The organism is Rathayibacter sp. PhB127 (assembly GCF_003751665.1).
In the GTDB taxonomy this organism is placed as follows: Bacteria; Actinomycetota; Actinomycetes; order Actinomycetales; family Microbacteriaceae; genus Rathayibacter; species Rathayibacter festucae.
This window is the reverse complement of the sequence record NZ_RKHW01000001.1, coordinates 545,948-559,014: the sequence shown is the minus strand read 5'-3', so window position 1 is coordinate 559,014 and position 13,067 is coordinate 545,948. Positions and strand designations below refer to the sequence as shown.

Sequence of the window (13,067 nt, the reverse complement as noted above, 5' to 3'; positions counted from 1 at the left end):
GCGCCCAACGAGCGACGGCCGCCCCGCCGCCCCCGGAGGGGCGTGCGGAGCGGCCGTCGACGGGCTGCGGAGGGCTACTCCGCGGCGCCCGCCTCACGCTGCGCGAGGGCGCGGCGACGCAGTCCCGTCAGCACCGCTCCGGCGCCGATCAGCGCCAGGGCGCCCGCTCCGAGCAGTCCGCCGCCGAAGCCGGTGGAGGGCAGCCCGCCCGCGCCATGGCCGGGCGCGCCCGGTCCAGCGGTGGGCGTGGAGGTCGGCGCGGGAGGCGCGGTCGGTCCGGCGGTCGGCGTCCCGGTCGGAGCCGGCGTCGCCGTCGGTCCGGCGGTCGGCGTCGCGGTCGGCTCGGCCGTGGGTCCGGCCGTCGGCGTCGCGGTCGGAGCCGGCGTCGCCGCCTCCGTCACGTCCACGCTGACGAGGGTCCGGAGACCCGAGTCCGCGTAGTCGACGCTGCCGAGGTACTGCGCCGGGCCGGCGAGGCCGGTCCACGACACGGAGTAGCTCGTCGGCGCGCCGAGGACCGCGTCGACGGTCTCGGGCGCGGTGGTCAGCGAGCCCTCGCCGCCGTCCGCCGCGATGAGGAAGCTCCGGAGGTCGAAGGTCGCCTCCGGCTCCGCGCCCACCGCGTAGATGTCCGCGGAGACCAGGTAGCTGCCGGCCTCGGGGGCGTAGAGGTCCACCCGCTCGTCGGCCGAGCCGGTCGCGCTGGTCGCCGTGGGCACCGGCTTCCCGTCGACGATCTGCGAGACCGTCAGGTCGAGGTCGGCGGTGTCGTCGAGCGAGTCGAGGTCGAACCGGGCGAACTCGGTGCCCTCGGGCACCTCGACGGTCGTCTCGAACGTCACGCCCTGCGGCAGCGTGCCGGTGTGGCCGTCCGCCGCGGTCGCGTCCTCGGCGAGGACTCCCACCGCGAGTCCGCTCGGAACCAGCGGCAGGGGGCCGTCGATGCCGGGGATGATCTCGGCGCTCGTCGAGCCGGTCGAGCCGGAGCCCGACACCTCGTACGGCGCGTCGAGCAGCACGGGACGCACGGCCACGGGGCTGCGCACCTCGTGCTCGGCGCTCGACCAGGTGAGGTAGCCGGTCGCGAACTCGGTGAGCTCGGCGTCGGTCCTCGTGAAGGTCACCGTGTACTCGGCGGTCTGGCCCGCTCCGGTGAAGGAGAGGGTGGACGGCGAGACGACGGCGTCGATCCCGGGGATGTCGAGGGCGGCGGTGTAGCTGCCGGCCTCGGTCGAGGTGACCGTGCGGGTGACCGTCTGGGTCCCGGCCAGGGCGCCGATCGCGATCGAGGCCTGGTTGAGGTCGGACGGGTCGATCGCCTCGACCGCGTCGAGCTCGGGGTCGGCGAAGACGTAGCCGGCCCCCTTGAGGAACGCGATCCAGTCGCTCGTGCCGCTCTCGTAGAGCAGTCCGGGGTCGAGGAACGCGGTCGGGTCGACGTGTCCCGCGCCCTGAGCGAAGACGTCATCGGACGCGGCGCCCGACTGGTCGACGCTGTCGTAGGAGGTCGTCATCATGGCCGACTTGACCGCCGACGGCGACGCGTTCGGGCTCACGCCCAGGATGAGGGCGGCGAGGCCCGCGATGTGCGGGGAGGACATCGAGGTGCCGGACTCGAACGCGAAGGCGGGGTCGTCGCCCTCGGCGTTGAAGCTGTCGGCGAGGATCGCGACGCCGGGCGCCGTGAGGTCGGGCTTGAGCACGTCCGTGCCGTCCGCCTCGGCCGGTCCGCGCGAGGAGAAGCCCGCGACCTGCGGCACCGGGATCTCGGTGCCGGTCGCGTTGCCCTCGGTCAGCGTCGCCGTCGCGCCCGCGGTGCCGGCGTACGCGGTGATCGCGTCGTAGGCCTGCGAGTCGATCTGGATGCTCGGGACCGAGTGGTCGTCGACGTGCAGGGCGTTCGGGAACGGGTTCAGCAGCAGCATGCCGATGCCCCCGGCCCGGTCGACCTCGGCCGACTTGGAGACGCGCGCGGTGACGCCGGCGGTGCAGGCGACGATCTTCCCGGCGACCTTCGCGGCGTCGAGCGAGCCCGGCGCGCAGATGTCGGCGTTCTCGGTCCCGGCGACGACGACGTCGGCGCTGTTCACGAGCGGGCCGGTCACGTCGTCGTGCACGCTGATCGATCCGCCGACGAAGGCCTGGCCGTCACCGAGGGTGGCGGTGGCCGTGTAGGTCGGGATCGAGGACGCGGCGACCGTGGTGTACCAGGGCGAGGCGTGGTCGAGGGTCGAGACGCCCGGGCCGGAGTTGCCGGCCGAGGCGGCCACGAAGACACCCGCGGCCGCGGCGTTCAGGAACGCCTCGTCGTAGGGGGTCAGCGTCGAGACGGCGGAACCGCCGCCGATCGAGAAGTTGATGACGTCGACGCCGTCCGCGACGGCCGCGTTGATCGCGGCCAGGATGCCCTCGCCGGAGCAGTAGTCGTCGTCGTCGGTCCCGTTCTCGTCGCCGTTCCAGCAGACCTTGTAGGCGGCGACCTTCGCGGCGGGTGCGACACCGGAGATGGTGCCGTAGTCGTAGCCGTCGACCGAGGCCTCGACGTCGGCGTTGCCGGCCGCCGTGCTCGCGGTGTGCGAGCCGTGGCCGTCCGCGTCGCGCGGCGAGCGGTACTCCGGGTTGTCGGTCGAGCCGGCCTTCTCGTTCGGGCCGAGGAACCAGCGGGCGCCGATCAGCTTCTGGTTGCACTCGCCGCCGTCCCACTGCTCGGATCCGGCGAGGCCGGGCGAGCAGGAGCCGGCGAAGGTGGTGCCGTCCGACTTGGCGTAGCGGACGGTCGTGCCGTCCGTGTACGGAGCGGCACCCGGGGAGGTCGCGAGCGGAGCGCCCGCGAAGGACGGGTTCTCGGGTGCGATGCCGGAGTCGATGACGCCGACGACGATGCCCTCGCCGGCCTTCTCGACACCGCCGACGGTGTCCCAGACTCCGCCGTCGCCCTCGAGGCCGAGGAAGCTCGTCGAGGACTCCTGCCCGGTGTCAGGAACGGGGATGCCGGCGTCGGCGGCGGCGGTCGGAGCCGGCGCGGTCGAGGCCGCGGCACGGTCGAGCTTCAGGTCCTCGAGCTCCCGCACCTGCGCGACGTCCTTGCGGCCGGCGAGCTCGCTCGCCTGCTCGGCGGTGAGCGAGGCGGAGAAGCCGTTGAGGGCGACCGTGTAGTGGTAGCCGATCGCGGCGTCGACAGCGGCGGCGACGTCGTCCTGCCGCTGCTCGAGGTGAGCGGAGTAGTCCTCGACCGGGGCCGAGCGGGCCTGCAGCTGCGCGCCGGCGTCCGGAGCGGTGCGGGCGAAGCGGGCGTCGGTGCCCTCGTAGGTCGCCGCGGACGGCTCGACGAGCGTGACGACGTAGTCGCCGTCGTCGAAGGTCTGGAGGGTGGAGAGTCCGCCGACGAGAGCGGCCCCGCCGACGAGCGGGGCGGCCGAGGCGGCCGAGACGGCGAAGGCGCCGGAGGCGGCGATGCCGAGGACGGCGAGGCCGGCGAGGATGCGCTTCTCAGCGCGGCGGACGGGTGGACGGTGGGACAAGTGAAGCGGCAATCGATGTCCTTTACTCACAGTTGCTGAGAACCGGATCGGTTCTCGCACAGAGTCGACCCTACGAACTGGATCGCCCGGCTCTGTTACGAACAGGTAACGAAGTCCTTGTTCGGGGGACAACGGCGTCCGATCTCCGGGGATCCCGGTGCCCCCATTTCGGGGACTCCGCCCCGCCGGTCCTACGCTGGCGGGATGCGCACCCCGAACCCCGACGCCGCCGTCGGCGTCCTGCTCCCCCGCGATCTCCCCGCCGCCGAGGTCCTGCCCTACGCCCGCCGCGCCGAGGAGCTCGGCTTCGACGAGCTCTGGGTCGTCGAGGACCTCGGCTTCCGCGGCGGCATCGCCCAGGCCGCGGCCGTGCTCGCCGCGACCGAGCGGATCGTCGTCGGCATCGGCATCCTGCCCGCCGCGGTGCGCACCGCCGCGTTCACCGCGATGGAGCTCGGCACCCTCGCCGAGCTCTTCCCCGGCCGCGTCCACGCGGGCATCGGCCACGGCATGCCGGGCTGGATGCGCGGACTCGGCGTCTGGCCGAAGAGCCCGCTGACCCTGCTCTCGGAGCAGTTCGATGCGATCCGCGCACTGCTCGCCGGCGAGGAGGTGACCCGTGACGGCCGCTACGTCCACGTCGACGGCCTGCGGCTCGAGTCGCCGCCGCAGATCGTGCCACCGCTGCTGGCCGGGGTCCGCGGACCGCGCTCGCTCGAGCTGGCCGGGCGCATCGCCGACGGGGCGATCCTCGCCGAGCCGGTCGTTCCGGAGTACCTCGCCCGGGCCCGCGAGCAGATGGGCACGCCGGGCCGCGTCGTCGCCTACAACGTGGCCGCTGTCTCGGACGACGCCGGAGAGGCCCGCGCCGCCGTGCGCCCGGGACTGGAGTGGGTCGGCGAGCCGGACTGGGCACCGCACATCGAGCCGCTGCCCTTCGCCGAGGAGTTCGCGCAGCTGCGCGCCTGGAGCGCCGACCGCGCCGCCTTCGTCCGCGATCTGCCGGACGAGTGGGTCGACCGCCTCGCCGTCGTCGGGACGCCGGAGACGGCGCGCGCGCGGATCGACGAGCTGCACGCGGCCGGAGCGGCCAGCACGGTGCTCATGCCGGTCGGCAGCGACCCGCGCGGGGCGATGGAGCAGCTGGCCCGCGTGCTCTGACGCCGGCCGACCCGTCGCACATCCGACCCGTCGCACCGTCGGCACGCGGAAACGGCTCCGGCTCGCGGGATCCGAGGATCACCGCGAGCCGGAGCCGTTCGTGCGAGCCCTGGACGGGCCGGCGGACGGGAGGTCAGGCCTCCATGCGCGCCTTGAGGTTCGCGTCGAGCGTGGCGAGGAACTCCTCGGTCGTCTGCCAGGCCTGGTCGGGGCCGACGAGGAGCGCGAGGTCCTTCGTCATGCTGCCGGACTCGACCGTCTTGATGACGACGTCCTCGAGGGTCAGCGAGAAGTCGATGAGCTCCTGGTTGCCGTCGAGCTTGCCGCGGTGCGCGAGGCCGCGCGTCCAGGCGTAGATCGAGGCGATCGGGTTCGTCGAGGTGGGCTTGCCGGCCTGGTGCTGGCGGTAGTGGCGCGTGACGGTGCCGTGCGCCGCCTCCGCCTCGACGACGCTGCCGTCGGGGGTGGAGAGGACCGAGGTCATCAGGCCGAGCGAGCCGAAGCCCTGCGCGACGGTGTCGGACTGGACGTCGCCGTCGTAGTTCTTGCAGGCCCAGACGTAGCCGCCCTCCCACTTCATGGCCGAGGCGACCATGTCGTCGATGAGGCGGTGCTCGTAGGTGAGGCCGGCGGCCTCGAAGCGCTCCTTGAACTCGGTCTCGAAGATCTCCTCGAAGATGTCCTTGAACCGGCCGTCGTAGGCCTTGAGGATCGTGTTCTTCGTGGAGAGGTAGACCGGGTAGTTGCGGGTCAGGCCGTAGTTGAGCGAGGAGCGCGCGAAGTCGCGGATCGACGAGTCCTGGTTGTACTGGACCTGCGCGATGCCGTCGTCGGGGGCCTTGTAGACCTCGAACTTCATCGGCTCCGAGCCGTCCTCGGGGGTGAACTCGACGGTGAGCGTGCCCTTGCCCTTGAAGACGAAGTCGGTGGCGCGGTACTGGTCGCCGAAGGCGTGGCGGCCGATGATGATCGGCTTGTTCCAGCCGGGCACCAGGCGCGGGATGTTCGAGATGATGATCGGCTCGCGGAAGATGACACCGCCGAGGATGTTGCGGATGGTGCCGTTGGGCGACTTCCACATCTTCTTCAGGCCGAACTCCTCGACGCGCGCCTCGTCGGGCGTGATGGTCGCGCACTTGACGCCGACGCCGTGCTTCTGGATGGCGTGGGCCGCGTCGATCGTGACCTGGTCGTCGGTCTGGTCGCGGTACTCCATGCCGAGGTCGTAGTACTCGAGGTTCACGTCGAGGTACGGGTGGATCAGGGTGTCCTTGATCTTCTGCCAGATGATCCGCGTCATCTCGTCGCCGTCGAGCTCGACGACGGTTCCTTCAACCTTGATCTTCGACATTGCACTCCCAGGGTCTCGTTGCACCGCCCCGCTGCTGCGAGGGACGGGTGGCTCCGCGGCCGCTCCAGACGGCCTCGACCAGCCTACCCGAGGCCGGAACTGTCTCGACGTCGAGACAGTTCTCCGTGGGGAGGAGCCCCGCACCGTGCGTGGCGCGTCGCTCGTCCGCGAGGAGGATGACCGGCGTCGAGCCGGGCCGCTAGATTGGGCGGCATGAGTGACCTCCGCCTGGAAGAGCTGTCGGCCGCGAACATCTCCGCCGTGAACGGACTGAGCCTCAAACCGGGTCAGGAGCAGTTCGTCGCACCGGAGTCGTACTCCGCGGCCGCCGCCGTGATCGACCCGGGTGCCGCCTGGCAGCGGGCGATCCTCGACGGCGACGAGCTCGTCGGGTTCATCCACGCGCACTTCGACCCGCAGGCGCCGGAGGAGTTCCGCAGCTGCATCTGGCGGATCAACATCGACGCGGCCAAGCAGGGCCGCGGTGTCGGCACCTTCGCCGTCCGCGCGGCCGCCGACGAGGCGCGCGCCCGCGGCTTCGACACCCTCACCGTGATCTGGGAGTCCGGCGCCGACGGCCCCGAGCAGTTCTTCCGCTGGATCGGCTTCGAGGTCATCGGCGAGACCCCGTACGGCGAGAACATCGGGGCGCTGAAGCTCTGACCGGCACTCCGGCGGCCTCCTCCGCCGACCCGGATCCCGCCGACTTCGTCTCCGCGGTCCTCGCCGTCGTCGACGCGATCCCGCCCGGCCGTGTGATGGCCTACGGAGAGATCGCCGCGGTGCTCGGCACCCGGGCCGCCCGCGCCGTCGGCACGGTGCTCGCCCGCTACGGCTCCGACGTCGCCTGGTGGCGGGTGGTCCGCTCCGGCGGCGCCCCCGCGATCGGGCACGAGGACCGCGCCCGCGAGCACTACGAGCGCGAGGGCACGCCGCTCGTCACGACGCCGAGCGGCTACCGGGTGGACGTCCGCGCCGCACGCTGGACCCCCTGACCACGGCGGCGGGCCCTCCGGCTCAGACCAGGGAGTCCCGCCAGGCCGCGTGCAGGGTCGCGAAGCGGCCGTCGTCCGCGATCAGCGCCTCCGGCGTCCCGTCCTCGACGATGCGGCCGTGCTCCATCACCAGCACCCGGTCGGCGATCGCGACCGTTGACAGCCGGTGCGCGATGATCACCGCGGTCCGGTCGGCGAGCAGCGTCTGCAGGCCGAGCTGCACCAGCCGCTCGCTCGGGATGTCGAGCGAGGAGGTCGCCTCGTCCAGGATCAGCACCGCCGGGTCCGCCAGGAACGCGCGAGCGAACGAGATCAGCTGCCGCTGCCCGGCCGAGACCCGCCCGCCGCGCTTGTTCACGTCGGTGTCGTAGCCGTCGGGCAGCGCCTGGATGAACGCGTGCGCGCCGACCGCCTTCGCCGCGTCGACGATCTCGTCGTAGGAGGCCGAGGGCCGGCCGATCGCGATGTTGTCCGCGACGGAGCCGGAGAAGAGGTACGCCTCCTGGGTCACCATCACGATCGCGCGGCGCAGGTCCTTCGGGTGCAGCTGCCGGAGGTCGACGCCGTCGAGGGTCACCACTCCGTCGGTCGGGTCGTAGAAGCGCGAGACGAGCTTCGCGAGCGTCGACTTGCCGGCACCGGTCGAGCCGACCAGCGCGATCGTCTGGCCCGCGGGGATCCGCAGATCGAAGCGCGGCAGGATCTCCCGGTCGGTCGTGTAGGCGAAGCGGACGCCCTCGAAGCCGAGCGCACCGCGCGCCTCGCGCAGGTCGACGGGGTGCGCCGGATCCGGGACGCTCTGCTCCTCCGCGAGGACGCCCGAGATCTTCTCGAGCGCGGCCGCCGCGGACTGGTAGGAGTTGTAGAACATCGCCATCTCCTGCACCGGAGCGAAGAAGCGCCGCGTGTAGAGCAGGACGCCGAGCAGCGCGCCGATCTCGAGACCGCCGTCGAGCACCCGCATCCCGCCGAAGAACAGCACGGCCGCCATCGTGACGTTCCCGATCAGCACGAGACCGGGGTCGAAGGTGCCGAAGACGCCGAAGACCTTCTTGTAGGCGACCCGGTAGCGCTCGACGACGACGCCGAAGGCGGACTCGTTGCGCTCCTGGGTGCGGAAGGTCTGCACCGCGCGGATGCCGGTCATCGTCTCGACGAACTGCACGATCAGGCGGGACGACGCGACGCGGGTGCCGCGGAAGAGCGACTGCGAGCGCTTCTGGAACCAGCGGGTCAGGATCGCCAGCGGCACGAGGGCGCAGGCGAGCACGAGGCCGCTGACGCCGTCGAGCGAGACCAGCGCGATGGCGACGAAGCCCATGTAGAGCGCGCCCTGCACCAGCTGGTTGATGCCGGAGTCGAGCAGCTCGCGGATCGAGTCGAGGTCGCTGGTCTGCCGGGAGATGATCCGGCCGGAGGTGTAGTTCTCGTGGAACTCGAGGCTCAGCTTCTGCGTGTGCAGGAAGACGCGCTTGCGCAGGTCGATCAGGATCGCCTGGCTCACCCGGGCCGACAGCACGGTGTACCAGGCGACGAGGACGGCGCCGATGACGCCGGTCAGGACGTAGGCGATCACGGTGAGGACCAGCGGGGTCGCGTCGCCGTCGAGGATCGCCGGCAGCCCGTTGTCGATGCCCAGTGCGATCAGCGCCGGTCCGGCGACCTGCGCGGCGGTCGAGATCACCACGACGACGGCCGTCAGCACCAGCCGCATCCGCAGCGGGCGCAGCAGCGACCCGAGCAGCGCGAGCGAGCGCCGGCGCAGGGCCGCGGACTCCGCGCGGGTGAGGTCGTCGCGCTCCTCGGTGGATCCGAGAGTGCTCATGATCGGGTCTCCAGCTCCGTGAGGTCGGTCAGGTCCGTCAGCTCGGCCTCTGTGCGCGGGCGCGAGCCGACGCGCTCGGTGCCCCGGGGACGGGCGAGCTCGTCCTCCTCGAGGCTCGAGATGACGAAGCGGTAGTGCGGGCTGCTCGCGAGCAGCTCGGTATGGGTGCCGACCGCCGTGACGCGGCCCTCCTCGAGGAGGGCGACGCGGTCGGCGAGGGCGACGGTCGAGGGGCGGTGCGCGACGATCAGCGCGGTGGTGTCGCCGAGCACGCGGCGCAGGCCCTTCTCCACCCGCGCCTCGGTGTCGACGTCGAGGGCCGACAGCGGATCGTCCAGGACGAGGACGGCGGGCCGCGCGGCGATGGCGCGCGCGAGGGCGAGCCGCTGGCGCTGGCCGCCGGAGAGGCTCATCCCCTCCTCGCCCACGGTGGTGTCCAGCCCGTTCGGCAGGGAGTGCACGAAGTCGGCCTGGGCGGTCTCGAGCGCCTCGAGCAGCTCCGCCTCGGAGGCGTCAGGGCGGCCGAGCAGCACGTTCTCGCGCACCGAGGTGGAGAACAGCGTCGCGTCCTCGAAGGCCATGCCGACGTGGGAGCGCAGCTCGTCGCGGCGGAGGTGACGCACGTCGACGCCGTCGATCTCGATCGCTCCGCCGGTCACGTCGTAGAGGCGCGGCAGCAGCGCGGTGAGCGTCGTCTTGCCCGAGCCGGTGAGGCCGACGAGCGCCATCGTCTCGCCAGGCTCGACCTCGAGGTCGACGCCGTCCAGCAGGTCGGCGAAGCGCTCGGGCGCGTCCTGGTAGCGGAAGTGCACGTCGCGGAAGCGCACCCGGCCGAGCGGCCGGGCGATCGTCGCGGGCGACTCCGGATCGGTGATCGTGTTCCGGCTGTCCATCACCTCGAAGTAGCGGTCGACGGCGGTGCGCGCGTCGAACGTCATCGAGAGCAGGAAGCCGATCGACTCCACCGGCCAGCGCAGCACGGTCGCGGTGGCGAAGAAGGCGAAGAGCTCGCCGACGCTGAGCTGTCCGTCCGCAGCCAGCCAGACTCCGGCGAGGAGGCAGAGCGCGAAGGCGATGTCGGGGATGAGCAGCAGGACGACCCAGATGCCCGCGATGGCCTTCGCCTTCTCCACCTCGGTGCCGCGCAGCTTCTCCGCCTGGTCGGCGAAGCCAGCCAGCGCGTGCTGGTGGCGGCCGAACGCCTTGATCACGCGGATGCCGTGCACCGACTGCTCGACCGTGGTGGCGAGGTCGCCGGCCTGGTCCTGGCTGCGGCGCGCGATGCTCGAGTAGCGCTTCTCGAAGGCGAAGCCGTAGATCCAGACCGGGATCGAGCAGGCCACGAACAGCGCGCCGAGGATCGGGTTCCAGTAGACGAGCACGCCGAAGCCGACGACGATCGTCAGCGCGTTGACCACCAGCAGCACGAAGCCGAAGGCGATCCAGCGGCGGATGAGGCTGAGGTCGCTCATCGCGCGCGAGAGCAGCTGCCCGCTCTGCCACCGGTCGTGGAACGAGACGGGCAGGTCCTGGAGCTGGCGGTAGAGCGCGGTGCGCATCCTCGCCTCGACCCGCGTGCTCGGGGTGAGCACCATCCGCCGGCGCAGCGCGATGGCGGCGGCCTCGAGGACGCCGAGCAGGAGCACGACCACGACCGGGCCGATCAGCGGGCCGAGGTCGCCGGAGCCGGCGGCGGTCGCGCCGTCGCCGAGTGGTCCGTCCACCAGCTGCTGGAGGACGATCGGGATCGCGAGCGAGACGAGGCTGGCCACGAGGGCGATCGCGATGCCGCCGACCAGGCGGGGCAGCGCGTCGCCGATGAACGGGACCAGGCGCAGCAGAGTGCGGAGGGTGTTCGGGCGCTTCGGAGCGGCGGGCGGAGAGGACTGTGCGAGCACGGTGCTGGGCTTTCGCGACGGAGGACGGAGCCCTGCGGCACCGTGGCGTCGCGAGGGCGGGGATGCCGCCGGCCCGTTGCGGGCTTCTGGGCAGCCTTGAAGGCTATACCCGGTCCCTCGGCGGCGTCCACCGCTCGGCGACCGCGGGCGCGGATCGTCGGGTCGCTCCCTCCTCCACGACCGAGCCCGCCGGACGAACCCGCGCGAGCGTCGCCGAGGCGCTCAGCGCACCCGCACCGACAGGCAGGTGACGCAGCCCTCGAGCTTCTCGAACTCCGAGATGTCGACCGTCATGACGCGGTAGCCGAGCTCGCGGAGCAGCTCCGCGCTCCGCGGCGCGGACGCCGCCATCAGCAGCGTGTCCGGGCCGAGCACGACCACGTGGGCGCCGCCCTCCTCCGGCATCGGCAGGAAGGAGGGGAAGAGCCGCGGCTCGTCGACGACGGACTCCCAGCCGATCACCGTGCCGTCCGGCAGAGCGGTGACGGCGCTCTTGAGGTGCAGGGCGCGGGTGAGCGGGACCGCGACGACGCTCAGGCCGAGCGGACGGAGCAGGGCCCGCAGCTGCGCGACGCCCTCGGCGTTGGTGCGGCCGCCGCGGCCGATGTAGACGGTGGAGCCGACGCGGAGGACGTCGCCGCCCTCCAGGGTGCCGGGCGCCTCGATCCGGTGCACGATCAGGTCGAGGGCGCGAGCCGCCTCCTCCGCGCCGTCCACCTCGCCGCGGCGCGACTCGGCGCCCGGGCGGGTGAGGACCGCGTGCCCGTCGACGACGAGCAGCGCGTCCTCGAGGAAGACGGAGTCGGGCAGCTCGGGCGCCGTGGCGACCTGGACGGTCTCCCAGCCGGCCTCCTCGAGCGCATCGACGTACTCCTCCCACTGCTGCAGCGCCTTCACCCGGTCGACGGGGACGCGCTCGAGGTGGGTGAGCTCGCCGGCGTCGAGGTCGTCCGCGGGCTGCCGGATGAGGGCGATGCGGCGCTCCGGACGGGCGGTGGCGGCCGAGGACTTCCGGGCGCGGGCAGGTGTCGATGCGACGGCGATGCGGTGGCCGAGGGTCGCCGCGGCGATCACGAAGGCGAGCAGGAAGACGAGGTTGAGCCCGCCGAAGGTCGCGACGATCGATCCCCAGACCTCCCCGGTGATCGGGGTGCCGCTCGCGCTCGCCTGCACGAGCGTGCCGAAGACGGCGCCGACGAGCCCCGCGACGAGTCCGGCGATCGCCGCCGTCCAGGCGCGGGCGAGCAGTCCGGCCGCCGCGAGGACGAGCACCACCACGAAGGCGAGCACGCTCGAGAGCAGGAAGTAGGCGTTGACCTGCGGGATCGACGTCGGCGCCAGCTGGTTGCCGATGAAGAAGGCGAGCAGGTTGGCGAGGTGGGCCGCGACCGCCGTGGCCGCCGCGGCGGCGAGCGCCGTCAGCAGGCGCCGCCCCACGGTCGGGGCGGTGGTGGCGGTCGGAGCGGTGGGCGCGTTCAGCGTCGAGTCGGAGGGCACCCGGAGACCCTACGCGCCCGCACCCCTGCGCCCCCTGCCCAGACCCTTGCAGCCGTCTGAGAGCCGCGCGCCGGGCCGCGCCCCGCCCCCTCCCCCGCCACTCCTCAAAAGTTGCGGTAGTCGCGCGCCACCACCGCAACTTCCCGAGTCTGGAGCCCCCGCCCCGCGCTCGCCGAACACCGACTCAGCACAAGTTGCGGTAGTCGCACCCCACTACCGCAACTTCTGAGGAGTCGAGCCACCCGCCCGCCTCGCGCCGCCAGTGCGCAGAAGTTGTCGAACCCGACGCCCCACTACGACAACTCCTGGAGAGCGGAGGGACCCGTCCGCGCTCGGAGGCACCGACTCCGCAGAAGTTGCGGTACTCGCACCCCACTACCGCAACTCCTGAGGAGTGGCAGCGCGCACCGTGTCCGCTCCCCCGAGTACGCGGAAGTTGTCGTACTCGACGCCCGACCACGACAACTCCTGGCGAGCGGAGAGACCCGTCCACGCTCAGATGCCAACGACTCCGCAGAAGTTGCGGTAGTCGCGCCCCGCTACCGCAACTTCTGGAGGGTGGCGGCGCGGCGCCGGGCTCGCACCCCGAGTCCGCAAAAGTTGTCGTACTCGACGCTCGACTACGACAACTTCTGAGGAGTGGAGCGGGCAGACCCCGAGTCCCGAAGGGAGAGGCCGCGTGCGGGGATCGCGTGCCAAGCGATTCCCGCGGCGGCCGACGCGACCCGCTCTGCGGAACGCACCACCCCAGGAGGCCGACCGCGCCACGCCGCGCAGGGAGCGGCGTGGAAGAAGGCGCCCACTGAGCGCCTGCGGCGC

8 protein-coding genes are annotated in these 13,067 nt (G+C 72.4%); 3 read left to right on the top strand and 5 right to left on the bottom strand.

All coding sequences use genetic code 11. From position 1 onward, the window contains the following. Positions 1 to 74 precede the first annotated feature (74 nt). Positions 75 to 3,521 carry a S8 family serine peptidase gene (locus EDF22_RS20375; RefSeq protein ID WP_185038676.1) on the bottom strand — a complete coding sequence of 1,149 codons (3,447 nt, stop codon included), beginning with the start codon at positions 3,519 to 3,521 and terminating at the stop codon, positions 75 to 77. Between the two features lie 204 nt (positions 3,522 to 3,725). On the opposite strand from EDF22_RS20375, the gene EDF22_RS02735 reads away from it, so the two are divergent. Further along, entirely contained in the window at positions 3,726 to 4,682 is a 957-nt protein-coding gene (locus EDF22_RS02735; RefSeq protein WP_123704640.1) for an LLM class flavin-dependent oxidoreductase, read from the top strand. A gap of 133 nt (positions 4,683 to 4,815) precedes the next feature. Here EDF22_RS02735 and EDF22_RS02730 read toward each other — a convergent pair whose 3' ends face one another. Beyond that, positions 4,816 to 6,033, bottom strand: coding sequence for an NADP-dependent isocitrate dehydrogenase (locus EDF22_RS02730; protein ID WP_123702198.1), 1,218 nt, complete (start codon positions 6,031 to 6,033; stop codon positions 4,816 to 4,818). Between the two features lie 213 nt (positions 6,034 to 6,246). On the opposite strand from EDF22_RS02730, the gene EDF22_RS02725 reads away from it, so the two are divergent. Both EDF22_RS02725 and EDF22_RS02720 read left to right on the top strand, forming a co-directional pair. Then, positions 6,247 to 6,696 (top strand): GNAT family N-acetyltransferase, encoded by a 450-nt coding sequence (locus EDF22_RS02725; protein ID WP_123445122.1) that lies wholly within the window; start codon positions 6,247 to 6,249, stop codon positions 6,694 to 6,696. After that, a complete protein-coding gene (locus EDF22_RS02720) occupies positions 6,591 to 7,028 on the top strand; it encodes an MGMT family protein (RefSeq protein WP_311316354.1) in 438 nt (145 codons plus the stop codon). Before EDF22_RS02725 ends, EDF22_RS02720 begins: the two co-directional genes overlap by 106 nt. A 22-nt stretch (positions 7,029 to 7,050) precedes the next feature. Here EDF22_RS02720 and EDF22_RS02715 read toward each other — a convergent pair whose 3' ends face one another. The 3 genes from EDF22_RS02715 to ddaH form a co-directional block, all read right to left on the bottom strand. Then, on the bottom strand, positions 7,051 to 8,853 hold the full coding sequence (locus EDF22_RS02715) for an ABC transporter ATP-binding protein (RefSeq protein ID WP_123702194.1): 1,803 nt from the start codon (positions 8,851 to 8,853) through the stop codon (positions 7,051 to 7,053). Then, complete coding sequence (locus EDF22_RS02710; protein WP_123702192.1) at positions 8,850 to 10,751, bottom strand: ABC transporter ATP-binding protein; 1,902 nt, start codon at positions 10,749 to 10,751, stop codon at positions 8,850 to 8,852. Before EDF22_RS02710 ends, EDF22_RS02715 begins: the two co-directional genes overlap by 4 nt. 222 nt (positions 10,752 to 10,973) lie before the next feature. Continuing rightward, on the bottom strand, positions 10,974 to 12,248 hold the full coding sequence (gene ddaH, locus EDF22_RS21420; RefSeq protein WP_311316351.1) for a dimethylargininase: 1,275 nt from the start codon (positions 12,246 to 12,248) through the stop codon (positions 10,974 to 10,976). Between the last annotated feature and the right edge of the window lie 819 nt (positions 12,249 to 13,067).